22 protein-coding genes are annotated in these 26,006 nt (G+C 72.8%); 10 read left to right on the top strand and 12 right to left on the bottom strand.

What is annotated here, in order from left to right; translation table 11 throughout:
* Positions 1 to 28: 28 nt before the first annotated feature.
* On the top strand, positions 29 to 1,762 hold the full coding sequence (locus AB0J40_RS24195) for a pyruvate dehydrogenase (RefSeq protein WP_364456700.1): 1,734 nt from the start codon (positions 29 to 31) through the stop codon (positions 1,760 to 1,762).
* A 43-nt stretch (positions 1,763 to 1,805) separates the two neighbouring features.
* Here AB0J40_RS24195 and AB0J40_RS24190 read toward each other — a convergent pair whose 3' ends face one another.
* The 3 genes from AB0J40_RS24190 to AB0J40_RS24180 form a co-directional block, all read right to left on the bottom strand.
* Entirely contained in the window at positions 1,806 to 2,048 is a 243-nt protein-coding gene (locus AB0J40_RS24190) for a hypothetical protein (protein WP_364456698.1), read from the bottom strand.
* A 16-nt stretch (positions 2,049 to 2,064) separates the two neighbouring features.
* On the bottom strand, positions 2,065 to 3,174 hold the full coding sequence (locus AB0J40_RS24185; RefSeq protein WP_364456696.1) for an NDMA-dependent alcohol dehydrogenase: 1,110 nt from the start codon (positions 3,172 to 3,174) through the stop codon (positions 2,065 to 2,067).
* An 85-nt stretch (positions 3,175 to 3,259) separates the two neighbouring features.
* Positions 3,260 to 4,873, bottom strand: coding sequence for a helix-turn-helix domain-containing protein (locus AB0J40_RS24180; protein WP_364456695.1), 1,614 nt, complete (start codon positions 4,871 to 4,873; stop codon positions 3,260 to 3,262).
* Positions 4,874 to 5,093: 220 nt separating this feature from the next.
* Between AB0J40_RS24180 and AB0J40_RS24175 the strand changes: the two genes are divergently transcribed.
* Positions 5,094 to 6,182 (top strand): hypothetical protein, encoded by a 1,089-nt coding sequence (locus AB0J40_RS24175; RefSeq protein WP_364456693.1) that lies wholly within the window; start codon positions 5,094 to 5,096, stop codon positions 6,180 to 6,182.
* Between the two features lie 83 nt (positions 6,183 to 6,265).
* Positions 6,266 to 6,922: an HNH endonuclease family protein gene (locus AB0J40_RS24170; protein ID WP_364456691.1), complete on the top strand. Its 657-nt coding sequence runs from the start codon at positions 6,266 to 6,268 to the stop codon at positions 6,920 to 6,922.
* On the opposite strand, the gene AB0J40_RS24165 is transcribed toward AB0J40_RS24170, so the two are convergent.
* Positions 6,919 to 7,662: a fructosamine kinase family protein gene (locus tag AB0J40_RS24165; protein ID WP_364456689.1), complete on the bottom strand. Its 744-nt coding sequence runs from the start codon at positions 7,660 to 7,662 to the stop codon at positions 6,919 to 6,921. The genes AB0J40_RS24170 and AB0J40_RS24165 overlap by 4 nt on opposite strands.
* A gap of 55 nt (positions 7,663 to 7,717) precedes the next feature.
* Here AB0J40_RS24165 and AB0J40_RS24160 point away from each other — a divergent pair, with 55 nt between their 5' ends.
* Positions 7,718 to 8,074 (top strand): MmcQ/YjbR family DNA-binding protein, encoded by a 357-nt coding sequence (locus AB0J40_RS24160; RefSeq protein ID WP_364456688.1) that lies wholly within the window; start codon positions 7,718 to 7,720, stop codon positions 8,072 to 8,074.
* Here AB0J40_RS24160 and AB0J40_RS24155 read toward each other — a convergent pair.
* The 6 genes from AB0J40_RS24155 to AB0J40_RS24130 form a co-directional block, all read right to left on the bottom strand.
* Entirely contained in the window at positions 7,999 to 8,856 is an 858-nt protein-coding gene (locus tag AB0J40_RS24155; RefSeq protein ID WP_364456687.1) for a GNAT family N-acetyltransferase, read from the bottom strand. The two genes, AB0J40_RS24160 and AB0J40_RS24155, sit on opposite strands and share 76 nt — an antisense overlap.
* 44 nt (positions 8,857 to 8,900) lie before the next feature.
* Positions 8,901 to 10,973 (bottom strand): putative Ig domain-containing protein, encoded by a 2,073-nt coding sequence (locus AB0J40_RS24150; protein WP_364456856.1) that lies wholly within the window; start codon positions 10,971 to 10,973, stop codon positions 8,901 to 8,903.
* Between the two features lie 106 nt (positions 10,974 to 11,079).
* Positions 11,080 to 11,301, bottom strand: coding sequence for a hypothetical protein (locus tag AB0J40_RS24145; RefSeq protein ID WP_364456685.1), 222 nt, complete (start codon positions 11,299 to 11,301; stop codon positions 11,080 to 11,082).
* A 201-nt stretch (positions 11,302 to 11,502) separates the two neighbouring features.
* The gene (locus AB0J40_RS24140) at positions 11,503 to 13,074 is read right to left on the bottom strand and encodes an acyl-CoA synthetase (RefSeq protein ID WP_364456683.1); all 1,572 of its coding nucleotides are present in this window, start codon (positions 13,072 to 13,074) and stop codon (positions 11,503 to 11,505) included.
* Between the two features lie 106 nt (positions 13,075 to 13,180).
* On the bottom strand, positions 13,181 to 16,120 hold the full coding sequence (locus AB0J40_RS24135) for a BTAD domain-containing putative transcriptional regulator (protein ID WP_364456681.1): 2,940 nt from the start codon (positions 16,118 to 16,120) through the stop codon (positions 13,181 to 13,183).
* Between the two features lie 224 nt (positions 16,121 to 16,344).
* Complete coding sequence (locus AB0J40_RS24130) at positions 16,345 to 16,935, bottom strand: hypothetical protein (RefSeq protein WP_364456680.1); 591 nt, start codon at positions 16,933 to 16,935, stop codon at positions 16,345 to 16,347.
* Between the two features lie 56 nt (positions 16,936 to 16,991).
* Here AB0J40_RS24130 and AB0J40_RS24125 point away from each other — a divergent pair, with 56 nt between their 5' ends.
* Positions 16,992 to 17,351: a DUF488 family protein gene (locus AB0J40_RS24125; protein ID WP_364456679.1), complete on the top strand. Its 360-nt coding sequence runs from the start codon at positions 16,992 to 16,994 to the stop codon at positions 17,349 to 17,351.
* 2 nt (positions 17,352 to 17,353) lie between these two features.
* On the opposite strand, the gene AB0J40_RS24120 is transcribed toward AB0J40_RS24125, so the two are convergent.
* Both AB0J40_RS24120 and AB0J40_RS24115 read right to left on the bottom strand, forming a co-directional pair.
* Positions 17,354 to 19,699 carry a glycoside hydrolase family 2 TIM barrel-domain containing protein gene (locus AB0J40_RS24120; protein ID WP_364456678.1) on the bottom strand — a complete coding sequence of 782 codons (2,346 nt, stop codon included), beginning with the start codon at positions 19,697 to 19,699 and terminating at the stop codon, positions 17,354 to 17,356.
* 76 nt (positions 19,700 to 19,775) lie between these two features.
* Positions 19,776 to 20,810: a LacI family DNA-binding transcriptional regulator gene (locus tag AB0J40_RS24115; RefSeq protein WP_364456677.1), complete on the bottom strand. Its 1,035-nt coding sequence runs from the start codon at positions 20,808 to 20,810 to the stop codon at positions 19,776 to 19,778.
* 150 nt (positions 20,811 to 20,960) lie between these two features.
* On the opposite strand from AB0J40_RS24115, the gene AB0J40_RS24110 reads away from it, so the two are divergent.
* The 5 genes from AB0J40_RS24110 (at position 20,961) to AB0J40_RS24090 (ending at position 26,005) form a co-directional block, all read left to right on the top strand.
* The gene (locus AB0J40_RS24110) at positions 20,961 to 22,478 is read left to right on the top strand and encodes a sugar ABC transporter ATP-binding protein (protein ID WP_364456676.1); all 1,518 of its coding nucleotides are present in this window, start codon (positions 20,961 to 20,963) and stop codon (positions 22,476 to 22,478) included.
* Positions 22,475 to 23,533: an ABC transporter permease gene (locus AB0J40_RS24105; protein WP_364456675.1), complete on the top strand. Its 1,059-nt coding sequence runs from the start codon at positions 22,475 to 22,477 to the stop codon at positions 23,531 to 23,533. The genes AB0J40_RS24110 and AB0J40_RS24105 overlap by 4 nt, the downstream gene beginning before the upstream one ends.
* Positions 23,526 to 24,524: an ABC transporter permease gene (locus AB0J40_RS24100; protein WP_364456674.1), complete on the top strand. Its 999-nt coding sequence runs from the start codon at positions 23,526 to 23,528 to the stop codon at positions 24,522 to 24,524. The genes AB0J40_RS24105 and AB0J40_RS24100 overlap by 8 nt, the downstream gene beginning before the upstream one ends.
* Positions 24,525 to 24,529: 5 nt before the next feature.
* A complete protein-coding gene (gene rhaS / locus AB0J40_RS24095) occupies positions 24,530 to 25,591 on the top strand; it encodes a rhamnose ABC transporter substrate-binding protein (RefSeq protein WP_364456673.1) in 1,062 nt (353 codons plus the stop codon).
* A gap of 69 nt (positions 25,592 to 25,660) precedes the next feature.
* Positions 25,661 to 26,005 (top strand): L-rhamnose mutarotase, encoded by a 345-nt coding sequence (locus AB0J40_RS24090; RefSeq protein ID WP_364456672.1) that lies wholly within the window; start codon positions 25,661 to 25,663, stop codon positions 26,003 to 26,005.
* Position 26,006: the final 1 nt, after the last annotated feature.

Here is a 26,006-nt window from a genome sequence, read left to right as displayed (position 1 = left end):
ATCGGTCGCGGCGGGCCACCCTGGAGGTATGGCAACCGTGGCAGAACAACTGGTCAGGACCCTGCGGGACGCGGGTGTCGAGCGCATCTACGGCATCGTCGGCGACAGCCTCAACCCGATCGTCGACGCGGTCCGCCGCACCGACGGCATCGAGTGGGTGCACGTCCGGCACGAGGAGACCGCCGCCTTCGCCGCGGCGGCCGAAGCCCAGGTCACCGGCAAGCTCGCCGTGTGCGCGGGCAGCTGCGGCCCGGGCAACCTGCACCTGATCAACGGCCTGTTCGACGCCCACCGCTCCGGTGCGTCGGTGCTCGCGATCGCGTCGCACATCCCCTCGAACCAGATCGGCACCGGCTTCTTCCAGGAGACCCACCCGGACCGGCTCTTCGCCGAGTGCAGCCACTTCAGCGAGGTCGTCGCGGACCCGGCGCAGCTGCCGCGGCTGCTGCGCATCGCCACCCAGGCCGCCGTCGGCAAGGGCGGCGTCGCCGTGCTGACCATCCCCGGCGACCTCGCCGACCGCAAGGCCACCGGCCCGCTGACCGAGCGCCTCCCGCTGGTCACGCCGTCGCCCGCCGTGCCTGCGCCGGAGACCGTCCAGGAGCTCGCGGACCTGCTGAACTCGGGCGAGAAGGTGATGCTGTTCGCCGGCGCGGGCGTCCGCGGCGCGCACGACGAAGTCATGGCGCTGGCGGAGAAGCTCGCGGCGCCGGTCGGGCACTCGCTCGGCGGCAAGGAGTGGATCCAGTTCGACAACCCGTTCGACGTCGGCATGAGCGGCCTGCTCGGCTACGGCGCCTGCTACGACGCGATGCACGAGGCCGACCGGATCGTGTTGCTGGGCACGGACTTCCCGTACGACAACTTCCTCCCGCAGGCCCGCACGATCCAGGTCGACCACGACGCCTCGCGCCTCGGCCGGCGCACACCGCTGGACCTGGCGGTGCACGGCGACGTCCGCGAGACGCTGCGTGCCCTCCTGCCGCTGCTGCGGTCCCGCACCGACCGGGCGTTCCTCGACCGGATGCTGCGCGAACACGTGCGGAAGCTGGAGAAGGTCGTCGGCGCGTACACCGGCAAGATCGAGCAGCGCCGTCCGATCCACCCGGAGTACGTCGCCTCGGTGCTCGACGAGGTCGCCGCCGACGACGCGGTGTTCACGGTCGACACGGGCATGGGCAACGTCTGGGCCGCGCGCTACCTGACCCCGAACGGCCGGCGCCGCGTGCTCGGCTCGTTCCGGCACGGCAGCATGGCCAACGCGCTGCCGCACGCGATCGGCGCGCAGCTTTCCCAGCCGGGCCGCCAGGTCGTGTCCCTCTCCGGCGACGGCGGGCTCGCGATGCTGATGGGCGACCTGCTGACGCTGCCCGCCTACGACGTCCCGGTGAAGGTCGTGGTGTTCAACAACGCGACGCTGGGCATGGTGAAGCTGGAGATGCTCGTCGACGGCCTCCCGTCCTTCGGCACCGACCACGCGCCGGTGAACTTCGCGGCGATCGCGGCGGCGTGCGGGGTGTTCTCGGTCCGGGTCGAGGACCCGGCCGACGTCCGCGGCGCGCTGGAGAAGGCGTTCGCCCACCCGGGCCCGGCGGTGGTCGAGGTGGTCACCGACCCGAACGCGCTGTCGATCCCGCCGCGGATCACCGGCGAGATGGTGCGCGGGTTCGCGCTGGGCGCGACGAAGACGGTGCTCAACGGCGGCGTCGGCAAGATGGTCGACCTCGCGCGCGCCAACCTGCGCAACGCGCCGCGGCCGTGAGCCGGGGGTGGCCACCACCTCGTCGTGGTGGCCACCCGCCGGTTCACGGGTCGGTGACGATGATCCCGGCGGCGGCCAGGTGTTCCAGCGCCGCCACCACCCGCGCCCGGCTGGTTTCGGCGAGTTCCGCGGCGTCGAGCGCGTCGCGGGCCGTCGCGTGCATCGCCAGGGCGCGGGCGAAGCGGACCACGTCCGGGGCGCTGAACAGGCACCCGTCCCGGTGCTCGTGGACGAGCGCGTCGAGGGGTACCAGCGGGTTCAGCCGGTACGGCGCATCGAGGTCCACTGTGGACTCCGGCGGCCTACTCGTGGACGATGACGCCGCGGATGTTCTTGCCGTCGCGCAGGTCCTGGTAGCCCTCGTTCACCTGCTCGAGGGTGTACTTGCGGGTCACCAGCTCGTCGAGCTTGAGCTTGCCGGCGTCGTAGAGGCGCAGCAGCCGGACGATGTCGTACTGCGGGTTCGCCGAGCCGAACAGCGTGCCCTTGACCGTCTTTTCGAACAGCGTGAGCACGCCGCCGGAGAGGTGCACGGTGAGCTTTTCGGGGTTGGCCAGGCCGGTGATGACGACGGTGCCGCCCTTGCCGACGACGTTGAACGCCTCGGTGACGACGTCTTCGTCGACCGTACCGACGGTGATCAGCGCCTGGTCGGCCAGCTGGCCCCAGGTGAGCTCGTTGACCTTCTCGGCGGCTTCGGCCGCGGTCGCGAACGCGTGGGTGGCGCCGAACTTCAACGCCGTCTCCCGCTTGAACTCGACGGGATCGACCGCGACGACGTACTTCGCGCCGGCGTGCGCGGCGCCCTGCACCGCGTTGATGCCGATACCGCCGATGCCGTAGACGACGGTGGTGTCGCCGGCCCGGACGCCGCCGGCGTAGTTGGCGGTGGCCCAGCCGGTCGGGACGCCGCAGCCGACCAGGACGGCGGTTTCCAGCGGCAGCCAGTCGTCGACCTTGACGACGGAGTGCTGCGAGATGGTGGCGCGCTCGGAGAACGTGCCGAGCATGCACATCGCGCCGAAGTCCTGCCCGCCGCCGTGGAAGCGGAAGGTGCCGTCCGGCATGTGGCCGTCGAGGATGGTGGCGCCCATGTCGCAGAGGTTCTGGCGCCCGGTCGAGCAGTAGCGGCAGGTGCCGCAGTTCGGGATGAAGCTGCAGACGACGTGGTCGCCCGGCGCCACCTTGGTGACGCCCGCCCCGACCTCCTCGACGATCCCGGCGCCCTCGTGGCCGCCGATGATCGGGAAGCGCGGCACGAGGTCGTTGTCGATCAGGTGCAGGTCCGAGTGGCACAACCCGGCGGCGGTGTACTTGATGAGCACCTCGCCGGGGCCCGGGCCGTCGAGGTCCAGCTCCATGATCTCGAACGGCTTACCGGCATCGAACAGTACGGCTGCCTTGGTCTTCACGGCCATCTCCTCCACGTGCGGCGGTGTGCCTCGATTGTGTGGAGCGGGGGAGGGGCCGGAGTGTCCAAATCCCGGACACCCGAGGTCAGCGGACCCGCAGGGCGCGCATCCGGTTGTAGAGCGTCGAGCGGCTGATGCCGAGCTGCTTGGCCGCCCGGACCTTGTTGCCGTCGCAGGCTCGCAGCGTCCGGACGATCACGTCGTACTCCGCCTGCTCCCAGCCGCTCAGCGCGCCGCCCGGGGCCGTCTCGGCGCAGCCCGGGGCCACGTCCTCCGCCGTCAGGTCGCCCGCCGAACGGCGGTCGGCCGCGCCCGCCAGTACGCCCGCCAGCTCGCGGAGGTTGCCCGGCCACTGCTGGGAGCCCAGCAGTTCCAGCGCGCCCGGGGTCAGCCGGAGGGAGTCGCCGAAGCCGCGCAGCAGCGCGCGGGCGATCGCCGGGATCTCGTCGCGGCGCTCCCGCAGCGGGGGCAGCTCGATCCGCCGGTGCATGCGCGCCGCCAGGGTCGCCTGCTCGCCGCGCAGCTCCGACGGCGGGCCGCTGAGCAGGGCGAACCACGCCGTCGTCGTGTCCAGCAGCCGTGCGAGGCGGACCGCCGCCAGTGGCGGCAGCAGCTGGATGCCGTCGACCACCAGCAGGCCGCGCAGGGACGCCGCCGCTTCCACCCGCGCACACCACTCGACCTCGCCCGCGACGACGTCGGACGCGTCGAACTCGTGCAGCGGCTCGTCGCCCGCGACGACCCGCGCCGCCGTCGTCCGCCCCGCTCCCGGCTCACCGGAGATCAGCACGCGCCGCCGGGCCCGGCCCGCGCCGCGGAGGCGCTCGTCGATCTGCTCGGGGAAGAGGCCGCGCGCGGCCCGCGGGCGCGACACGACCGGGCTCGACGTCCGCACCGGCGCCAGCTCGAACAGCAGCCCGGCGTTCGCCGACACCGCCTCGACGCGCACCTCGACCGGCGTGCCCGACGTCAGCCGGAGCCGCCGGAGCCCGCGCCGGGTGCGGCCCAGCTCGCGCAGCAGCCGGTGGTCGGCGGTGTCGACGAGCTCGGTCGCCGCGGTGTTGGCGAGCACGACGTCCTGGCCGAGCGCCAGCACCGCGCACGCCCGGTGCTGCGCCGACTGGAACGCGGCCAGCAACTGCTGCTCGGCGAGCTTGGCGCCGTCGAGCAGCCGCCGTTCGATGTCGGCGACCGCGCGGCGCAGGAACGGCCCCAGCAGCGGGTTCGCGTCGCCCGCCGGGCCGGTGATGTCGAGGACGCCGGCGAGCCGCCGCGTCGCCGGGTGCACCACCGGGTGGCCGTAGCAGGTGAACTGCTTCATGGCGTCGAGGAAGTGCTCGTCGCCGTCGACGGAGACGCCGCGGCGGGTCTCGAACGGCGTCGCGAGCGAGTTCGTCCCGGTCCGCTCCTCCAGGAACTGGCAGCCGGGCACCGCGCTGATGGTCTCCAGCGCCACCTCGACCGACCGCTCGCTGAACCGGCGGGCCACGATCCGGCACTCGTCGTCGGCGAGGATGACGCAGAAGCGCGTGCCGGCCAGCTGCCGGGCCAGCTCGTCCAGGACCGGTGAAGCGGCTCGCAACAGCCGGCTGCGGCTGTCGACGTCGGCGAAGTCCAGGCGCTCGACCGACGACGCCGGCGAGAGCCCGGAAAGCTCCGCCCGCCGCCACGACTGCGCGATCTCGGTCCGCAGGTCCACTCGCACTCCTCGTCGAGCCGATCGGTGTCCCCGGACTGCCATCATCACACGCGGCGCGAGCGCGGTACACCACCGCGGCGGAATCCGTTGCGGCACAGGGGTTACGCGCCGGCCGGTCGCCGCCCGGGCTGTTGTCCGGCTACGCACGGTGGTGTTCGATCACTCGTTCGGCTGCTGGGTGGCGGCCGGTCCGGCTCTTACCGTCGAAGGAGCTCTACTCGTGGGAGGAGTGACCGGCGTGCTCGTGGCCTTCCAGCGCACCGGTGACGAGCGGCGGCTGCCCGCCGCGGCGGAGCACCTCGTCGGGTTGCTGCGTTCGTGGGGCCCCGGCCCGGACCACTTGACGGGTCTGGCGCTGGCGGGGATCACGGTCCCGAGCCGGCTCGGCCCCCGGGTGGTGGACGCGCTGGTGTTCACGCGGTCGGGAGTGGTGGTGATCGCGGCGCACGAGCCGGGCGCGGGGGTGTGGCCGGGGCCGGAGGAGCGGGCCGGAGCGGGGGTCGCGGCGGCGAAGGGGGCGTTGGCGGCGCATGACGGCGGGCGGTACGTGACCGGGCTGGTCGCGGTCGTGTCGCCGATCTCCGAGGCGGATGCGGGTGGGCGGTTGGCCGAGCCTGTGGCGGATGCGGGGGGACGGCTGGCCGAGCCTCCGGCGGAATCGGGCGGGCCGATGGCCGAGCCTGTGGCGGATGCGGGCGGGCGGCTGGCCGAGCCTCCGGTGGATCCGGTGGCGATCGAGCCCGGGCTCGGTGGGCCCGAGGAACCGGTGCCTGGTCCGCGATCGACGGAGGACCCGCGACCGGAGCCCGGATCGCACGGAGAACCGCCGGACCTGACAGCCGAACCCGACCCGGAAACCCTTCCCCACCCCCGCGAACCCGAATCCCTCCCCGGCGTGGCCGTCGTGCTCGCCGATCCGCGGGGCCTGCGCCGGATCATCGGCCAGCACAACCGCTGGCGCACCGTCTGGTCGGCCGACGACGTCCTCGACGCCTGCTACGCGCTCTCCCTGGCCCACCTCGCCCCGCCCCGCGCGGCCCTCCTCGCCGACGGCTTCCCGGCCCGTATCCCTGCCCGGTCCCCGCTTCCCGTGCTCCCCGCGGTCGTCGAAGTCCCGCCCGACCCGCCGCCGCCACCGGCCGACGACGAGCCCGGCCCCCGCATCCGGATGACCCGCGGCCAGGCCGTCTTCCCGCGGCAGCGGCCCATCCGGCTCGTGCCGTGGGGGCTGGTCTTCGTCCTCACCCTGCTCGTCACCGTGGGGGTCATCGCCGCGGTTTTCGTGGCACAGGTCTTCCACGGCTCGTAAAGTTCGCGCCAACTAAGCCGTCTGCACCGTTTCCCTTCGCTGTCGCCTGGGCACCTCCCGGGTAGACGTGAAAGGGGTTCACGATGCCGCGCACCCGAGCGCTCGTCCTGCTGGCCGTCCTCACCGGCGCTTCCCTCACCGCCTGCAAGGTGCCGAACGAACTGGCAGCCGGGAGCCAGCCCACCGGCACCCAGCAAGCTCCGCCGATCGCGCCCGCCGAAGCGCGGGCCCAGCTGGCGAAGCTCCCGATCGCCGTGCGCGGCACCATGGACGGCTACAGCCGCGACAAGTTCCCGCACTGGGACAAGGTCGACGGCGCCTGCGACACGCGCGAGCAGGTGCTCAAGCGCGACGGCAAGGACGTCACCACGAACGCCGACTGCGCCCCGAAATCCGGCACCTGGGTCAGCGCGTACGACGGCGAGACCTGGCACAAGGCGTCCGATGTGGACATCGACCACATGGTGCCCCTCGGGCAGGCGTGGGTCAGCGGCGCGAAGAAGTGGACCCAGGAGCGCCGCGAGCAGTTCGCGAACGACCTGATCCGCCCGCAGCTGCACGCGGTCACCGACAACCTCAACGAGCAGAAGGGCGACAAGGCGCCCGACCAGTGGAAACCGCCGCTCGTTTCGTACTGGTGCACCTACGCCACCGACTGGATCGTCGTCAAGAGCAACTACGGCCTGACGATCACCGTCCCGGAGAAGACGGCCCTCGAAACGATGCTGCAGCGCTGCTAGAACGAGCGCGCCGCGGCGAGCGCCCGGCCGGCGTACGACCGTCCGAACAGGACCGTGTGCACCAGCAGCGGGAACAGCTGGTGCAGCCCGATCCGGTCGCGCCACCCCTCGGCCAGCGGCGCGGCCTCGTCGTAGGCGGCGACGACGCGGTCGAGGTGCGGGCAGCCGAACAGGTGCAGCATCGCCAGGTCCGTCTCGCGGTGCCCGCCGTGCGCGGCCGGGTCGATCAGCCACGCCTCGCGCCCGTCCCACAGGACGTTGCCGGTCCACAGGTCGCCGTGCAGCCGCGCGGGCGGCTCGGCCGACGCCGGGATCCGGGCACAAGCGCGCTCGAACAGCTTTGCCTCGGCAGCGTCGAACATTCCCGCGTCGACGGCCCGCCGGACGTACGGCAGCACGCGGTCCGACGCGTACCACGCCGCCCAGTCGCCGGCCGGGACGTTCGTCATCGGCGCGAGCCCGATCCACGCTTCGGCGGGGCCGTCCGGGGGAGGTGCGCCGAACGCCGGCGCGCCGGCCGAGTGCAGCCGCGCCAGCCCGCGGCCGAACCGTTCGGCCGCCGGCGCCGTCGGACGTCCGGCCGGGACGCGGTCGATGACCAGCGTGTCGTCGTCCTGGCCGCGGATCTCCGGCACCGGAACCGCGCCCGCCGCCGCGAGCCAGCGCAGGCCCGCGGCCTCGGCGGCGGTCGCGCCGGGCCCGTGTCCCCGCTTGACCACCACTTCGCGCCCATCGCTCATGTCCCGCACGGTACCGGCGCGCTACGGTGGTCGCCGGAGACAAGGGGAGCGACAGGTGACGGTCACGGTCCGGAAACTCGAACAGCTGCTCGGCCGGCTGGCCGAGGTCCAGCGGTCGGAAGCACGCGACTACTCGGCGTTCGGCGTGCGGGGCAAGCGGTTCGGCTACTTCTGGCCGCGCACCCGGACCGTCGGGCTCAAGCAGGAGATCTCCGAACAGCTCGCCCTGGTCGCCGAGCGGCCGGACGTCTTCGAGGTCCAGTTCACCGCCGGCGGCTTCGGCTGGGTCGTCGTGTACCTCGACCGGATCGACGCCGACGAGCTGGCCGAGCTGCTCTACGAGGCGTGGCGGCTGTCGGCGCCCGACGAGCTCGTCGAGGAGACGCCCTTCACGAGGATCGCGCGCGCGTAGAGCAGGTCGAACCCCTGCCGCTGCACGTTCCGCTGGGACTTCGACCCCGGCTGCGTCGTGACGACGGCGACGTCGCACCCCGCCTCGGCGGCCGCCGCGAGCCGCGCCCCCAGCAGCGCCGTCTGCACCCCCTGGCGGCGAAACCGCGGCACGGTCGCGGCGCCGGTGAACTGCGCGATCCCGTCGGTGACGCGGAAACTGGCCCCGCCGGCGAACTCGCCGTCGCGCTCGGCGACGTAGCGCCGCACGCCTGCCATGTCCCGCAACGCGTGCACGAGCGTCTCGCGCGGGAAGTCTTCGTGGGACGGCACGCCCTCGGTGTCGGCGACCGCGGTCGCGTCGGCGACCATGGCGAGCCAGGGCTCCAGCTCGTCGTCGCGGATGAGCCGGGCATCGCCGCCCCGTAGCGGGCCGGTGAGCCGCCGGCCGAGCACGTTCTCGAACGACTCCAGGTGGTAACCCCGGCGGGTGAGGAACGCGCCCACCGCGGGGTCGGCCAGCTGGGACAGCTCGACCTGCACCGGCGCGCCCAGCTCGGCGAACGCGGCTTCGACCTCGTCGAGCGCGTCCGGCAGGCCGTCGAAGCCGAGCCCGATGACCTTGGTGAACGGCGAACCCGCCTCGGCGAAGCTCGCGATACCACCGGAAAGGGGCCGCGCGAATCCGGTGGCGTCCCCGCGGCGCGCCCGCGCGGCTTCGCTGCACGCGGCCGTCAGCCGCGCTTCGGCGCGCTCGATGCGCGCGGCGAGCGCGGTGTCGCAGAAAAGCCGTTCCCCGTCCACGTCCCCAGCCTGGCGGACGCGGACGGGGAACTCCAAGCGATTTCTCAGCCCTCCACGCGGTGCGAGGCCCAGAACGACGTCAGGTCGGTCGACCCGGCGGCCGCCTGCGCCGCGGCCTTGAACTCGGCCGTGGTCGACACGCCGTACCAGTGCGACTGCGCGTACGACTTCAGCAGGTTCGCCATCGCCGTGTCGCCGATCAGCCGCCGCAGGTCGTGCAGGGTGCACTTGCCGTAGTTGTAGACCACCGTCGAATACCGGGACGAATGCGCGTCCCAGTAGGCCATCGAGTTGGTCAGCTTCTCCGCGCTCGACTGCCACGTGATGCCGCAGCCGCTGCCGGTGATGCCGCGGTAGAGGTCGGTGGCGTAGTCGGTGAAGCTCTCGTCCAGCCACGGCGAGTTGTACTCGTCGTCGCCGACGATCCCGTAGAACCACTGGTGCGCCAGCTCGTGCGGGAGCGCCGTCGTCGACACGAGGTCGAGCACGAAGCCCGGGTATTCCATGCCGCCGAACCAGAAGTTGTTGTCCAGCACCACGTCCACCTCGCCGTACGGATAGTCGCCGAAGCGGCCCGAGTGGACGTCGATCGCGTCGGCGGCCAGCGTCAGCATCTGGTTGGCGCTGCTGGTCGAGATCCCGCTGACCGAGTAGACGTTGACCCGCACGCCCTTGCCGGACGTCGTGGTGATCTTCGCGAACGGCCCGGCGGCCCAGGCGAAGTCACGCACCTTGTTCGCCACCGCGTGCGTGGTGGTCGTCGTGCCGCCGGCCGTCTCGGTCGACGTGCCGGTGGCCGGGGTCAGCAGCGACGTCGGGTGCACGAGCGTGACGTCGAAGTCGCCGATCACCGTGTAGAACGACTCGCCGTTGTTGGTGTAGGGGTCGAGGTGCCAGCCGGCGCCGTCGCGGACCGCCAGCACCGGCAGCGCGTTGCCGATCATGTTGTACGCGCCGTCGTGGCCGAACCGGTCGGCGCCGCTGGGCACGTCGATGCTGAGGTCGAACCCGATGGTCGCCGACTGGCCCTGCGCCAGGGGTGACGGCAGCGTGATCTTCATGGCGGTGCAGTTCACGCTCAGCGCGGACGGCGTGCCGCCGGTGACGCCGGAGACCGTGATCGGCGTCGTCGGGCAGCTGCCGTGGTAGTTGTCCCACAGGCGCAGGTAGACCTCGGGCAGCGCGGTCGCCGAGCCGTTGGTGAAGCTGACGCTCTGGTGGCCGGTCCACGTGGTGCCGGAGCTGTTCGACGTCAGGTTCACCGTGTACGCCGGGTTGATCGGCGTGCGGGTGGCGTCCGCGGGCGCGGCGGTGATCGTCCAGGTGAAGGTCGCGCTGCCGCTGTTGCCGGCCGGGTCCTTGGCCGTGACGGTCACCGACGACGTCCCGGCCGTGGTCGGCGTGCCGGTGATCTTGCCCGTGCTCGCGCCGATGGCGAGGCCGGCGGGCAGCCCGGTCGCGCTGTAGGTGAGCGCGTCGCCCTGCGGGTCGCTCGCCTGGACCTGCACGGACACGGCCTGGCCGACGGCGCTCGACTGGACGCCCGGCGAGGTCACGACCGGCGACTGCGGGTTCGACGTCCCGGTCGTGGTCAGCGAGAAGTCGTCGAGGAGGAAGTTCGTCGCCAGGCTCGAGTCCTCGGTGCCGGTGATCTTGAGCGTGACCGTCTGGCCCAGGTAGCGCGACACGTCGACCGTGCGCTGGACGTACCCGGTGTTCTTGTCGAGGTTGGAGTAGCTCGCGAGGGTGTCGGTACCCGCCTGCACCGTCAGCTTGTCGTAGGCGGTGGAGGTCGTCGTCTCCTTGGTGTCGACGTGCGCCCACCAGGTCAGCGACGCCGAAGTACAGCCGGCGGGGAGGGTCAGCGACTGGGACAGGGTGTCGGTGTGCGTGCTGCCGTAGCCGTCCAGCCAGGCGTCCATCGTCCCGCCGTGCGCGGGTTCCGCCGAGGTGGCGGCGGAGATCACGCCACTGGTCTGGGTCCACGGCGCGGTGCCGCTCTCGAACCCGCCGTTGCCGACGACCTGGTCACCGCAGACCGCGGCGGCCTGGGCCGGCGCGGCGACGACGACTGTGCCCAGCAGGCCCACGGCCGCACCGAGCGCAGCAGAAAGCACCCTCGATCTCATGGGGGAGTCCTTTCCCGGCCCCGCCCGTCGGGGCCAGGGGAAAGCGTGCGCTGCCGCCGGGGCGGCAACAACCCGCCATGAGTCGGGTTCCGCGTCAGGCCTGCTGGAGCACGTTCAGCAGGATGAAGAGCAGGACGAGGGCACCGGCGACCGCGAGCACGGCCGACACGCCGGAGCGGATCATCTCCCCGAAGCCCTTCGCGGTCCGGGCCCGGTAGGCGGAGTAGTTGGCGCGGGCCTCGCGGGCGCTGTGGACGCGGCTGCCGACGAACAGCCCGGCGCCCAAGGCGAGCAGGACGGCGAGAAAGACGGACACGAGAAGATCCTTTCGCGGTTCGGGAACGTGGAACGGCCTCATTACTAGACCCGACGGACGCCGCGCGCCATGGCTTTCGGGTATCTCGTTTCCGGGCCGGTCGGCCCTGGTGGGACACCTGGCCCGCGTTCCTCGGAAAGCGGTGGTGGAAAGGCGACGGTATCCGCTGTGTTCCGTACCGGGCAAGGAGTTTTCGGTGGCTCAGTGCTCGGTCGCGAGTCCTTTGTGTCGTTCCCGCAATTCTCGCTTGACGATCTTTCCGCTGGGATTCTTGGGAAGCCGGTCCGCGAACACGACGTACTTGGGACATTTGTAACCGGCCAGGTGTGCCTTTGCGTGGTCGATCACTTGCGCAGCGTCAAAAGTGACGCCCTCGCGCGGCACGACCACCGCGGTCACCGCTTCGATCCAGTGTGGATGGCCGATCCCGAACACCGCGACCTCGGCCACGCCGTCGAGCAGGTACAGCGCCTCCTCGACCTCCCGGCTCGCGACGTTCTCGCCGCCGGTCTTGATCATGTCCTTCTTGCGGTCCACGACGGACAGATAGCCGTCCTCGTCGACGACCCCGAGGTCGCCGGAGTGGAACCAGCCGGCGCGGAACGCTTCGGCGGTCTTCTCCTCGTCGCGGTAGTAGCCGAGGGTGGCGTGCGGGCTCCGGTGCACGATCTCGCCGATCTCGCCCGGGGCCACCGGGTTGTCCTCGTCGTCGACGATCCGCGTCTCGACGTTCAGCGACGCCCGCCCGGCCGATCCGGCCCGCGCCAGCTGTTCGTGCGGGCGCAGGATCGTCGCGAGCGGTGCCATCTCGGTCTGGCCGTAGAAGTTCCACAGCTCGACCTCGGGCAGGCGCCGGCGCAGCTCGCGCAGCACCTCGACCGGCATCGCCGAAGCGCCGTAGTACCCCTTCCGCAGACTGGACAGGTCGGTCCGGTCGAAGTTTTCGTGGCGCAGCAACGAGATCCACACCGTCGGCGGCGCGAACAGCTTCGTCGCGCGCTCCCGTTCGACGGCGGCGAGCAGCGCCGCCGGGTCCGGGCCGGGCAGGATCACGCTCGTCGCGCCGAGGTAGACGTCGACGGAGAAGAAGCAGTCCAGCTGGGCGCAGTGGTACAGCGGCAGCGAGTGCACCTCGACGTCGTCGGCGCTCATGCCGCCGTCGATCACGCACGAGACGTACTGCGCGATGAGCGACCGGCTCGACAGCAGTACGCCCTTGGGGCGCGACTCGGTGCCGGAGGTGTACATGATCCGCAGCGGGTCGTCGTCGGCGACGAGGACGTCGGGGGCTTCGGTGTCCCCTTCGGACAGCCAGCCGGTCACGTCCTCCCAGTCGCCGCCCCCGCTGTTCGGGATGCGGCCGCGGACGACGTCGCCCAAGGCCGCCAGCTCAAGGGCTTTCGCGGCGGTCGGCTCCAGGGCGTCCTCGGCGACGAACGCCTTGACCTCGGCGTGCCGGAGGATGAAGGCGATCTCGTCGGCGCCCAGCATGAAGTTGACCGGCACGAGCAGCACGCCCAGCTTCGCGGTGGCGAAGGCGAGGACGCCGTACTGGAAGCAGTTGTGGCTCAGCAGCGCGAGCCGGTCGCCCTTGGCCAGGCCGCGGGCGGCGAGGGCGTGGGCGCAGCGGTTGGCGGCGGCCTCGAACTCGGCGAAGGTGAGCTTCGTGGCGCCGTCGACGACGGCGAGCTTGTCCGGCAGCCGCAGCGCGGTGCGGCGCAGCAGGTCGCCGAGGGAGTGCTGCCGGGCGCGGTCGACGAGGTGCTGATCCATCCCGGCAGTCTCGGCCGGGCCCGCCGATCCCGCAAGCCACCGCTCGTGAGTGGTCAGGGCGGTTCTAACCGTCCTGACCACTCACGACCGGCCGCGGGGGACTGCTTCAAGCGGGCAGGCCGGCCAGGACGCGGGCCACCCGGCTTTCCAGCGGGCGGTAGCCCGCCTGGGCCGCCAGTTTGGCCGCGGCTTCGCCGTGCAGCCGGGCCTGGTCGGTGTCCCCCTCGGCGAGCGCCGCCTCGGCCAGGCCCGTCAACGCGGCCGCCTCGCACCAGGCGAAGCTCGTCTCGCGGGCGATCTCGAGCGCCGCGGCGAGGGGCTCGGCCGCCGGCCTGCCGAGCAGGACGTTCACCTCGCCGAGGGCCGCCAGTGCCGAGGCCTCCGTGCCGCGGTCGCCGATGCGCCGGGTCAGCTCCACCGCTTCGGCCGCGTCGGCCGGCGCGCGCGTGCCGTCGCCCGCGCGGGCCTCGAGCACCGCGCGGCCGGACAGCGCCGCCGCTTCGCCGTACTGGTAGCCGACTTCGCGGTTGGCCGTGAGCGCCCGCTCGTAGAACGCGGCGGCTTCGGCGTCGCCGCGGTCGCGGTGGATGTGCGCGAGGTCGACCAGCACCACGGCCACGCTGAACCGCGCGCCGTCGCGTTCGGCGATCTCCAGCGCGCGCCCGAAGTGGCGCAGGGCCGCGTCGAGCTCGCCGACCTGACCGCACGCGAACCCGAGGTTGGCCAGTGCCATGGTGACGCCCGGGATGGCCAGCTCTTCGCACAGCCGCAACGACTCCTCGCCGCAGGCGATGGCCTCGTGCGGGTCGCCGAGGCGCTGGTGCACCGCGCTGAGGTTGTTGAGCGCCGCCGCGCGCCCGGCGGGCCAGTCCGCCGCCAGCCCGGCGTCCAGCACCGTGGTCAGGTGCGTGCGCGCCTCGGCGTAGCGGCCGCTGTTGACCCCGGCGAGCGCGATCGACAGCCGCATCGCCGCCTGCGCCTGCCGGTCACCGGCGGCCTCGGCCGCGGTCAGCGCCGTGGTCGCGGTGTCGAGCCACTCCGTGTGGTGGCCGCGGTGGTGGAAGAACGCCCGCAGCGCGTCGGCGAGGTGCCAGGCGTACTCCCGGGCTTCCGGGTGCTCGACGGCGGCCGCGAGGTTCGGCCACTCGGTGTCGAGCCAGGCCAGCGCGTCCTCGGTGCCGTCGAAGACCTGGGCCGGCTCGGGCCGGGGCAGCCGGAGGAAGTGCGGGATCAGCCGGCGGCCGGCCGCGTCCGCCGTCGCGAGGTAGTGGTCCAGGAGCCGCCGCCGGGCCGCGTCCGCGGCTTCGGGCGAGTCGTCGGCCCGCACCCGGCCGGTCGCGTAGCTGTGCAGCAGGTCGTGGAAGCGGTAGCGGCCGGGCAGGTGCCGTTCGACGAGGTGGGCCGCGGCCAGCGCCTTGAGCTGCTGCCCGGCGCGGCCCTCGGCGACCTCGGCGAGCGCGGCGGCCGCGGGTGCGGTGAACGTCTGGCCCGGCACCAGCGCGAGCCGCCGGAACAGCGCCCGGTGCTCGGCGGGCAGGGCCCGGTAGGACACGGAGAACGCCGTCGTGACGGCGCTTTCCTCGGCGCCGTCGACGCTCAGCCCGGCGAGGGGATCGCCGTCGGCGAGTTCGCGGGCCAGGTCCGCGAGCCCGCCCGCGTCGCCGAGGTTCGCCGCGGCCAGCCGCAGGGCCAGCGGGAGGTGCCCGCACAACCGGGCCAGTTCCCCGGCCGCCGCGGGCTCGGCCGCCACGACGGACCGGCCGAGGACCGTCTCCAGCAGCTGCCGGGAGTCGGCGGCGGGCAGCACGGTCAGCGGCACCGGCCGCGCCCCGGTGCGGGCGATGAGGTCGCCGAGGCGCTGGCGGCTGGTGACCAGCACCGTGCCCGACGGCGGCAGCAGCGGGGTCACCTGCGCGCTGTCGCGGGCGTTGTCGAGCAGGACGAGCACGCGGCGGTCGGCCAGCAGCGAGCGCCACAGCGCCGTCCGGCCGTCCGGGTCCGGCGGGATCGCCCGCGGGTCGGTGCCCAGCGCCCGCAGCAGCTGCGCGGCGGCGACCGCGGGGGTGAGCGGCTCGTGGTCGGGGTCGAACCCGCGCAGGTCGAGGTAAAGCTGGCCGTCGGGGAACCGGTCGCGGACGCGGTGCGCCCACCGCACGGCGAGCGCGGTCTTGCCGACCCCGGCGGTCCCGGTGAGCACCCGGATGTCCGGGCCGGGCCCGGCGGCGGGCTCGTCGAGCCGGGCCAGCTCGGCGGCGCGGCCGGTGAAGCCGCGGACGTCGTGCGGCAGCTGGGCGGGGCGCACGGCGACGGCGTCGAGCGCCGGGTCGGCGGCCAGGATCGCGGACTGCAGGCGGGTCAGCTCCGGCGCCGGGTCCAGGCCGAGGTCGTCGGCCAGCCGGGTCCGCAGGTCGCGGTAGGCGGCGAGGGCGGCGTCGGTGCGGCCCTCGCGGTGCAGGGCGAGCATCAGCCGGCCGACGAACCGCTGCCGCAGCGGATGCGCGGCGACCAGCGCGGTCAGCTCGGCGAGGACGTCCCGGCCGCGGCCGAGCCGCAGCTGGGCGTCGATCCGGTCTTCGAGGGCGCTCCACCAGGCTTCGCGCAGTCCCGCGAGCAGCCGGTCGGCGAGCTCGGCGGAGGCGGCGCCGGCCAGCGCGTCACCCCGCCACAGCGCGAGGGCTTCGGCCAGCAGCGCGACGGCGGTTTCGTCGTCGGCCGCCCGGGCCCGGCCGACCAGCGCGGTGAACCGGTGGGCGTCGACGGTTTCGGGCTCGGCACGCAGGACGTACCCGGCGCCCTCGGTGACCAGTTCGGGGCCGCCCGCGGCGCGGAACACCGCGCGCAGCCGCGAAACCAGCGCCTGGACGGTGTTGCGCGCGCTCGCCGGGGGAGCCGTGGGCCAGAGCAGGTCGACGAGCCGGTCGAGCGCGACCGGACGGCCGGCTTCGAGGAGCAGGACCGCGAGGACGAGCCGCTGCTTGCGGGAGCCGAGGTCCACCGGAGCGCCGTCCACGGACGCCTCGACGGTGCCGAGGACGCGGAACCGCACTCCGCCACCTCCGTTCACTCCGGCGGGCCAGCGTACTGCAAGCGGGGTGCAAGCCCGCTCGACGATGCTGGCCGCGCTGTTCGGACACCACCCCGACGATGTCCGCGGCCGGCTCGCTTCGCCGGTGCAGACCGACGGGCCGTCGCTCTCACGGGCGCACGAGCTGGGGGTAGGGCCACCACGGCGGTCTTCCCCCTCGGCCGCGGTGGTGGCCCTTCGTCCGTTCAGCGGGCGCTGTCGTCGATCTGCACGGGGTAGCCGGCGCGCAGCACCGTGATCGTGGCCGGTGGGGTGAGGACCGGGACGGTCCCTGCCCGGGGCAGCCGCTGCCGCCGTCCGTAGCCCGCGGTCGTCCACTCGGTGAGGTGGCCGTCGACCTTGAGCTCGGGGTGGTCGTGGCGGAGCACGAAGACGCCGTCCGGGAGATCGGCCCAGGCCAGTTCGTGGAGGCGCCGGGTGTGGGTGCCGCGGACCAGCCGTTCGGCGTGCAGCCGCCGGTTCATGGCGCCGGCCGGCGGGCGTCCCGGCCACGCGTCGCGGTAGGCGGTGTAGGCGGGACGGCGGCACTCGCCGCAGGGCCGGTGCCCGGCGGCGAAGGAGACGGCTTCGTCGTGGAAGTACAGGTGGGTGTAGCGGTTCGGGAGCCACTGCTCGCGCCACCGGTCCTTGAAGGCGAGCGCGCAGGTGATCCAGAGGTCGCCGCCGTGGAACCGGACGATCTCGTGGCCCCGGTGCAGCACGCCCCGGTTGCCGGTCCACGCGCCGCGCAGCGGGATGTCGACGATCTCGCCGAGCGGCGTCACGCGGTTGCGCACCGGGACCCCCGGGTGCTCCGGTGGCGGGGCGCGCGGGCGCACCGCAGAATGCGCGCATGCAGCCGACGGTCGTCCGGGTGGCGCGCCTGACCGACCCGGCCGGGCCCGCCGACGGCGTCCGCGTGCTCGTGGAGCGGCTCTGGCCGCGCGGCACGAACCGCGCCACGGTCGTACTGGACGGCTGGTACCGCGGGCTGGCGCCGTCGGACGGGCTGCGCACCTGGTACGGCCACGACCCGGAGCGGTTCGACGAATTCGCCGACCGGTACCGCGCGGAGCTGCGGGAGCCCGACCGGGTGGCGGCGCTGCAGCGGCTGCGCGCGCTGGCGGCGGGCGGCCCGGTCACGCTGCTGACCGCGAGCGGGTCGCCGGAGATCAGCCAGGCCGCGGTGCTCGCCGAAGTGCTCACCGGCTGACCTCACGAGCGCGACCCGCCTGCCGAGCCACTGGCGCTCGTCGTCACCGTCGCCGTGGCCGTGCCCAAGGAGTCGTGCCGCGCGGTCAGCGTCAGCACGCCCGGCGGTCCCGCGAACGGCCGCAGCCAGACCGCCGCCGCCCCGCCGGTCGCGCCCAGGTCCAGCGTCGGGTCCCCGACCAGCTCGCCCGGTCCGGTCAGCGCCAGCGTCACCTTGCCCGTCGCCCCCGCGCGCAGGGTGCCGAACCGGTCCATCGCCGAGACCACTACCCGGGTCGCGTCCGCGCCGTCCGCGCGCAGCCGCGTGTCGTCCGGGACGCACCCCAGCACGTCCCGGCTCCGGTCGCCGCTGAAGCGCCGGGACACGACCAGCCGGTCACCCGCGTAGCCGTCGATCCGCAGCTGGGGCCGCTCCCCGCGCGGCACGACCAGGTCCACGGCGAAGGGCGGGTACCGCAGGTGCGGGAAGTCGGCGCGGCGGCTGCGCGCCGCACCGATCGGACGGTCGTCGAGGAACAGCAGGAGCCGGTCGCAATTGGACCAGATCGTCACGTCCCGCCCGGGCCCGGCCGGTGCCGTCGTGAAGTCCCACGCGAACCCCGGCTCGACGACCGCCCGCACCCGCGGGTCGACCTGCGAGGCGTAGAACGCCGCCGCGGGCTTCGGGATCCGGAAGATGTCGGAGACCCCGGCGAACTTCGAGCCGCCCACCGACCGCTGCCAGCCCGACGGGTAGTCGAAGGCGCACCAGGCGAGCAACCCGCAGTAGCGGTCGTCCGCGGCCGCCAGGTCGTGGGCCTTCGCGTGCAGCTCGGCCTGCAGCTGCTGGGTCGCGTTCGGATCCGTCCGGCGGTAGGCGCGGGCACCGGCGAGCGTGCCGATGGTTTCGGTGACCAGGTACGGGACTCCCGCGCGGGGCGGGCGGAGCTGAAAGGGCGCGCCACGGCGGGCGGTGTAGTCGTTGTAGGCCAGGACTTCGACGTCGCCGCCGGCGAACCGCGCGCCCGTCGCACTGGCCAGCGCGCCGCTCGTCGGTCGCGAAGGGTCGAGCTGACGCGCGAGCCGTCCGGTCCGCCCGTACATCGCCGTCGTGCCGTTGGCCTCGTTCACGCGGGTGCCCCAGACGACGATGCTGGGGTGGTTGCGGTCGCGGGTGATCATGTCCGAGACGTCCCGGAGGTTCCGCTGCTGCCAGGCGGCGTCGCCGATCCGGCCCCAGCCGGGGATCTCCTCCCAGACCAGCAGGCCCAGCTCGTCGCAGGCGTCGAGGAAGGCGCTCGACTGCGGGTAGTGCGAGCACCGGACCATGGTGCAGTTGAGCTCGCGCCGGAGGATCTCGGCGTCGCGCCGCTGGACGCGGTCGGGCATCGCGCCGCCCGCGAACGGGTACCACTGGTGCCGGTTGAGGCCGGTCAGCTTGAGGCGGCGGCCGTTGAGGAAGAAGCCGTCGGGGGTGAACCGCGCGTCGCGGAACCCGATCCGCACGGACCGCTGGTCGAGCACCGCGGGACCGGACCGCACGGTGACCACGACCTCGCACAGCGCGGGGTCTTCGACGTCCCAGAGCCGGACCGCGTCGAGGCCGTGGACGTCGAACTCGGCGCCGGTGCCGGCCACCGGGGCGGTGCCGTGGGCCAGTTCCCGTCCCGCCTGGCGGACCGACGCGGTCACCTGGGCCACGACGGGCGCGTCGAGCGTGCAGGTGAGGTGCAGCGACCGGCCGGGGGAGAGGACGTCGACGGGCCGGGCGAAGACGTCGGTCAGCCGGATCCGCGGCACCGGACCGATCGTCGCCGGGCGGTAGATCCCGGCCGGCTGGTAGAAGTCGAGCACCGACGGACCCGCGGCGCTCGGCAGGTTGGGGGGCACGTCCAGCGCCCACCGCCCGTCGACGACCACGGCGAGCACGTTGTCGCCCGGCACCACCCCGGGCAGTCCCACCTCGAACGGGAGGTAGCCGCCTTCGTGGGTCGCGACGAGCGTGCCGTTGAGGTACACCGCCGCGTTGGTCATGACGCCCTCGAAGCGGGCGGAGAAGCGTTCGGTCGCGGTGACCGTGAAGTGCTTGCGGTAGATCCACCGGTCCTGCCAGGACGCGGGGTCCCAGCCGGTCCAGGACAGCGGGGTCACGCAATGGGGCAGCTGCACGGGGGAGAGGTCGGTCTCGTCGAAGCCGAGTTCGGCGCACCCGTCCTCGTACCGCCCGAAGAGCCAGAAATCGCCCAGCTGCGTGCTTTCCGGCCCGGCTGCCGCGTGTCCGGCCGACCCGGCGACGACGGCGCCGAGCAGCGCGGCCCCGCTCGCGGCGAGGAACCCGCGCCGCGACAGCCGCGGGTGCGAGCCGGCCATCGGCGCCTCCCTGCTCGGGGTCCCCGGGTGTTATCGCTTGTGCCGGTTAAGACGTCACAAACGATCAGCGGGTTGCTCAGCGCAGGGTGGAGGCGCGGACGACCAGTTCGGGGGTGAAGACGACCTGCCGGTGTTCGTGCCCGGGCTCGGCCTCCGCCAGCAGCAGCTCCGCGGCCGTGCGGCCGAGGCGGCGCCGGGGCTGGCGGACCGAGGTCAGCGGGACGGCGGCCGCCGCGGCGAACTCGATGTCGTCGTACCCGACGATCGCCAGATCCTGCGGGACGCGCATGCGCAGGTTCGCGCACGTCTGGAGCAGCCCGAGGGCGACCAGGTCGTTGGCGCAGAACGCCGCCGTCGGGCGGACGGCCGCGGGCAGCCCCGCCAGCCGCTCGCCCGCGCCGCGGCCGTCGGCGACGGTCAGCGCCGTCGTGGTCAGGTCGACCAGGCGGTCGGGACCGAGCCCGGCCGCCTGCAACGCGCGCAACGCACCGAGCCGCCGGTCGCGGACCTGCCCGACCGTCGTGTGGTTGCCGATGAACGCGATCCGCTCGTGCCCCTGCTCGATGAGGTGCCGCACGGCGAGCTCGCCGCCGTAGACGTCGTCGACGGCGACCGAGCAATGGGTCGTGCCGCCAGGCGTGCGGTCGACGACCACCACCGGCGTGCCGCGGCGCGCGATCTCGCCCAGCAGCGGGGCGTCCGGGTCGACCGGGGTGATGAGGATGCCCTGCACCCGCTGCTGTTCCAGGCGGCCGAGGTAGGCCGCCTCGCGCGACGGCTGGTGCGCGCTGTTGCAGAGGAACAGGGAGAGGTCGCCCGCGTCCGCGGTGTCCTCCATGCCGGCCGCGACGTCGGTGAAGAACGGGTTGCTGCCGTCGAGCATCACGTACGCCAGCACGCGGCTGCGCCCGGCCCGCAGCTGCCGCGCGGACTCGTTGCGCACGAACCGGAGCGCGGTCATCGCCGCTTCGACCTTCGCGCGCGTCGCGGGGCTGACGCGGTCGGGGCGGTTGAGCACATTGGACACCGTGCCGAGGGAGACGCCGGCGGCCGCGGCGACGTCCTTCATGCCGGCCGCGCGCGGCTCGGCACCGGACTCCTGGACCGTCATGTGCGCTCCCCTTTGAAACGTAACATCATCACGAACTGCCCGGTCCTGAAGCCGTTTGGCCACGGTTATGCAGATTCATTGACTTGCTCTCCGACCGCATAGTAGCGTCACCGCGCCAGGTTTGTGAAACCTTTCAATCCGGAGGTCGCGATGACGCGCCCACGCCCGGGCCGGGCCCCTCTGCTGGAGGTGCGCGGCGTGACGAAGTCGTTCGGCGCGGTCGCCGCCGTCGCCGGCGTGAGCTTCGGCCTGCACGCGGGGGAAGCCCACGCGCTGGTCGGGGAGAACGGCGCCGGCAAGTCCACGATCGTGAAGATGCTCGCCGGGGTGCACAGGCCCGACGACGGCACGCTGCTGCTGGACGGCACGCCGGTGGAGTTCGGCTCGCCCGCCGACGCCAAGGCGGCCGGCATCGCCGTGATCTACCAGGAACCCACGCTCTTCCCCGACCTCAGCGTCGCGGAGAACATCGTGATGGGCCGCCACCCGCGCAAGAGCCTGGGCCGCATCGACCGGACGGCGATCCGGGAGGAGGCCGAGCGCCTCTTCGCCCGCCTCGGCGTCCGGATCGACCCGGCCCGGCCCGCCCGTGGTCTCTCCATCGCCGACCAGCAGATCGTCGAGATCGCCAAGGCCCTCAGCGCCGACGCCCGCGTGCTCGTGATGGACGAGCCGACCGCCGCGCTGAGCCGCGTCGAGGTCGACCGGCTCTTCACCGTCGCGCGGACGCTGCGCCAGGAAGGCGCGGCGATCATGTTCATCTCCCACCGCTTCGAGGAGATCACGGAGCTCTGCCAGCGCGTGACGATCATGCGCGACGGCAAGCACGTCTCCACCGACCTCCTCGAAGACCTCACGGTCGACGACATGGTCAAGCGGATGGTCGGCCGCGATCTCGACGCGCTGTTCCCGAAGCAGGACGTCGAGCCCGGCGCGGTCGTCCTCGAAGTCGAAGGCCTGGTGCGCGAAGGCGTTTTCCGCGACATCTCCTTTTCGGTGCGCGCCGGGGAGATCGTCGCGTTCGCCGGACTGGTCGGCTCCGGGCGTTCCGAAGTCGTCCAGGCCGTGTTCGGAGTGGACGAACGGGACGCCGGTGTCGTCAAGGTCGGCGGCAAGAAGCTGAAGGCGCACTCCTCGCGGGCGGCGATGGCCGCCGGGATGGCGCTGGTGCCGGAAGACCGGCGCCAGCAAGGCCTCATCATGGACCTTTCGATCGAGCGGAACGTGACGCTGCCGCGCTCCCGCGCACTGGCCAAGCTCGGCTTCCTCACCGGCGCGAGCGAGCGGCGGGAGGCCCGGCGCTGGACCGAGCGCCTGCGCACCAAGTACCGCAGGCTGGCCGACCCGGTCGGCACGCTTTCGGGCGGCAACCAGCAGAAGGTCGTGCTGGCCAAGTGGCTCGCGATGGCGCCGAAGGTGCTGATCGTGGACGAGCCGACGCGCGGCATCGACGTCGGCACGAAGGCCGAGGTGCACCGGCTGATGTCGGCGCTGGCGGCCGAAGGCGTCGCGATCGTCATGGTGTCCTCGGAACTGCCCGAGGTGCTCGGCATGGCCGACCGCGTGCTCGTGATGCGCGAAGGCAGGCTCGTCGCCGAGCTTCCGCGCGCCGACGCGACCGAGGACGCCGTGATGTACGCCGCGATGGGCCAGGGAGCCGCCGCATGACCGCCACGAAGGAGGCCACCGTGAGCGGGGCAACGACCGTCCACTCCGGACGCTCGTGGACCGCGAACGTGTTCAAGGCCCGCGAATCCGGCATCGTGCTCGCCCTGATCGTCCTGGTCGCGTTCACCGCGACGCAGAACTCCCGGTTCCTGTCGGGGCAGAGCGTCCGCGACATCCTGCTCGGCACGGCCATCCTGGCGGTGCTCGCCGTCGGGCAGGCGATCGTGATGATCACCCGCAACATCGATCTGTCGGTGGGCTCGGTGCTCGGCCTCGCGGCCTTCGCCGTGGGCTCGCTGATGCGCGACAACCCCGGGCTGCCGGTGATCGTCGCCGTGCTGGCCGGACTCGGCGTCGGGGCGGTGTGCGGCCTGCTCAACGGCGCGCTGGTGCGGTTCGGCCAGGTGCCCGCGCTCGTCGTCACGCTCGGCACGCTCTACGCCTACCGCGGTGTCAGCTACTTCTGGGCCGGCGGCCAGCAGATCAACGCCGACAAGCTGCCGGCGTCCTTTTTGGACTTCGGCACGGCGTCGCTGCTCGGGGTGCCGTGGCTCGTCCTGATCGCGGTGCTCGTCCTGGTCGTCGCCGGGATCGTGCTCCGCAGCTATCCCGCCGGGCGCGAGCTGTACGCGATGGGGTCGAGCCCGCAGGCCGCGCAGCTGGCCGGCATCCGGGTCGGCCGCAACACCACGGCCGCGTTCCTGGTCAGCGGCGCGCTCGCCGGCCTCGCCGGGGTCCTGTTCGCCGCCCGATTCGGCACCGTGGACGCGGCCGCCGGCACCGGCTACGAGCTGAACGTCGTCGCCGCGGCCGTCGTCGGCGGGGTCGCGGTGTTCGGCGGCAGCGGCTCGGTCTGGGGCGCCGGCCTCGGCGCGCTGCTGCTGACCGTCATCGGCAGCGCCCTGGCCGTGCTCGACATCAACCAGTTCTGGCAGCAGGCGATCGTCGGCGCGCTGATCCTGCTGGCCATCGGCGCCGACCGGCTGGTCGCGGTCCGGGTCCAGAAAACACTGTCAAGGCGCTCAGTGTCACAGAAGAGGGACGCTCATGTCTGACCGACCGAACCCGCTCGGGCGGCTGCTCGGCTGGGACGCCGCCGTCGTGCTCGTGACGGTGCTCGTGCTGATCGTCGCCTCGGGCGCCGTCGAGAACTTCGGCACCAGCCGCAACTTCACCTTCCTGCTGCTCGACCTGCTGCCGATCGCACTGGTCGCGCTGCCGATGACGTTCATCATCGTCACCGGCGAAATCGACCTCTCGGTCGCGAGCACGCTCGGGCTGACGTCCGCGGTGATGGGCTCGCTGTGGGACGCGGGCCTGTCGATCGAGACGATCATCCCGCTCTGCATCGTGCTCGGCGCGGTTCTCGGCGCCCTGAACGGCTTCTTCGTCACGGTGCTGAAGCTGCCGTCGCTGGCGGTCACGATCGGCACCCTGGCCCTCTACCGCGGCCTGGCGTTCGTGGTCCTCGGCGACGGCGCGGTCGCCGACTTCCCGCGCGACTACACGAGCTGGGTCACCGGGACCATCGGCGACGGCCCGATCCCGAACGTCCTGGTCCCGCTGGCCGTGGTGGCCCTGATCTTCGGCGTCGTGCTGCACGCGACGCCGATCGGCCGCGGCGTGTTCGCGGCCGGCGCGGGCGAGCAGGCGGCCCGGTTCGCCGGGATCCGCACCGGGCGGCTCAAGTTCTGGCTGTACGTCGTGAGCGGCGCGGTCGCCGGGATCGCCGGGGTCCTGTGGACCCTGCGCTACTCCAGCGCCCGGGCCGACAACGGCTACGGCATCGAGCTCGCCGTCGTGGCCGCCGTGCTCCTCGGCGGCGTGTCCATCTTCGGTGGCAAGGGCACGCTGCCCGGCGTGCTGGCCGGGGTGGTCCTGCTGGCGTCGCTGCAGAACGCCCTGCGCCTGCAGGACGTGTCCAACGAGGCGCTCAACATCGTGACCGGCGTGCTGCTCATCGTGTCGGTCCTGCTCCCCAACATCGTGACTTCGGCCCGCACGGCAGTGCGACGCCGTCGGCAAGCGGTAACTCCGGAAAGGTGACGAAGATGTCCCGACGGTTCCTCACCGGCGCAGTGTCGGCCGGGCTGGTGCTGGTCCTGGCCGCCTGTGGCGGTACGACCAAGAACGACTCCGCGGGCTCCGGTGCCCAGCAGTCGACGGCCACGGCGAACCCGAACGCCACAGCCGCGACCGGGGTCAAGATGGCCTTCCTGCCCAAGCAGCTCAACAACCCCTACAGCGACATCGAGGTCAGCGGCGGCAAGGCGGCGCTCGAGGAGCTGAAGGGGGAGTACAAGCTGGTCGGGCCGAACGACGCCAGCGCGTCCTCGCAGGTCAGCTACATCAACACGCTGATCCAGCAGCAGCAGGACGTCATCGGCATCGCCGCGAACGACCCGAACGCGGTGTGCCCGTCGCTGAACCAGGCCCGCAGCGCGGGCATCAAGGTCGTCGCGTTCGACTCCGACGCCGCCAAGGACTGCCGCGACGTCTTCATCAACCAGGCCACCACCCAGGGCATCGGCGAGGCGCTGGCCAAGCAGGCCAAGGACCTCTCCGGCGGGTCGGGTGAGATCGCGGTGCTGTCCGCTACGCCCAACGCCACCAACCAGAACGCCTGGATCGACGTTCTCAAGAAGGAGCTGGCCAAGCCGGAGTACGCGGGCCTGAAGCTGGACAAGATCGCCTACGGCAACGACGACGACCAGAAGTCGTTCCAGGAGGCCCAGGGCCTGCTGCAGTCGTTCCCGAACCTGAAGGTGATCGTCTCGCCGACCACGGTCGGCATCGCGGCCGCCGCGCGGTACGTCAGCACGTCGAGCTACAAGGGCAAGGTCGCGGTGACCGGGCTCGGCACGCCGAACCAGATGCGCGCGTTCGTCAAGGACGGCACGGTCAAGCAGTTCGCGCTGTGGAACCCGGCCGACATCGGCTACCTCGCCGCGTACGCGGGCGTCGCCCTCAAGTCGGGCCAGATCACCGGCAAGGAGGGCGAGACGTTCAAGGCGGGCAAGCTCGGCGACTACAAGATCGGCGCGAGCGGCGAGATCGTCCTCGGCCCGCCGACGACGTTCGACGCGAACAACATCGACAAGTTCAACTTCTGACGGTTTTCGCCTGAGCCGGGCCGGATCGCCGCCCCGGCCCGGCTCAGGCGAGTCCACTAAGGACGGACAGTGCCCCGTTACTGCTTCTGCCTCCAGGTGAAACCCGACCGGAAGGCCGAATACGCCGAGCGGCACCGCGCGGTGTGGCCCGAGATGCGGCAGGCCCTGCACGACACCGGCTGGCGCAACTACTCGCTCTTCCTGCGCGACGACGGCCTCCTGATCGGCTACGTCGAAGCCGACGACCTCGGGGCCGCGCAGGCGGCCATGGCGAAGACCGAGGTCAACGGCCGCTGGCAGGCCGAGATGGCCGGGTTCTTCACCGGTCTCGACGGTGGCCCGCCCGACGAAGGCTTCCGGCTCCTCGAAGAGGTCTTCCACCTCGAACCCCCCACCGTCGCGGAAGGACAGTGAT

This window comes from Amycolatopsis sp. NPDC049691, from assembly GCF_040675005.1.
In the GTDB taxonomy this organism is placed as follows: domain Bacteria; phylum Actinomycetota; class Actinomycetes; order Mycobacteriales; family Pseudonocardiaceae; genus Amycolatopsis.
This window is presented reverse-complemented; position numbering and strand designations above follow the sequence as displayed.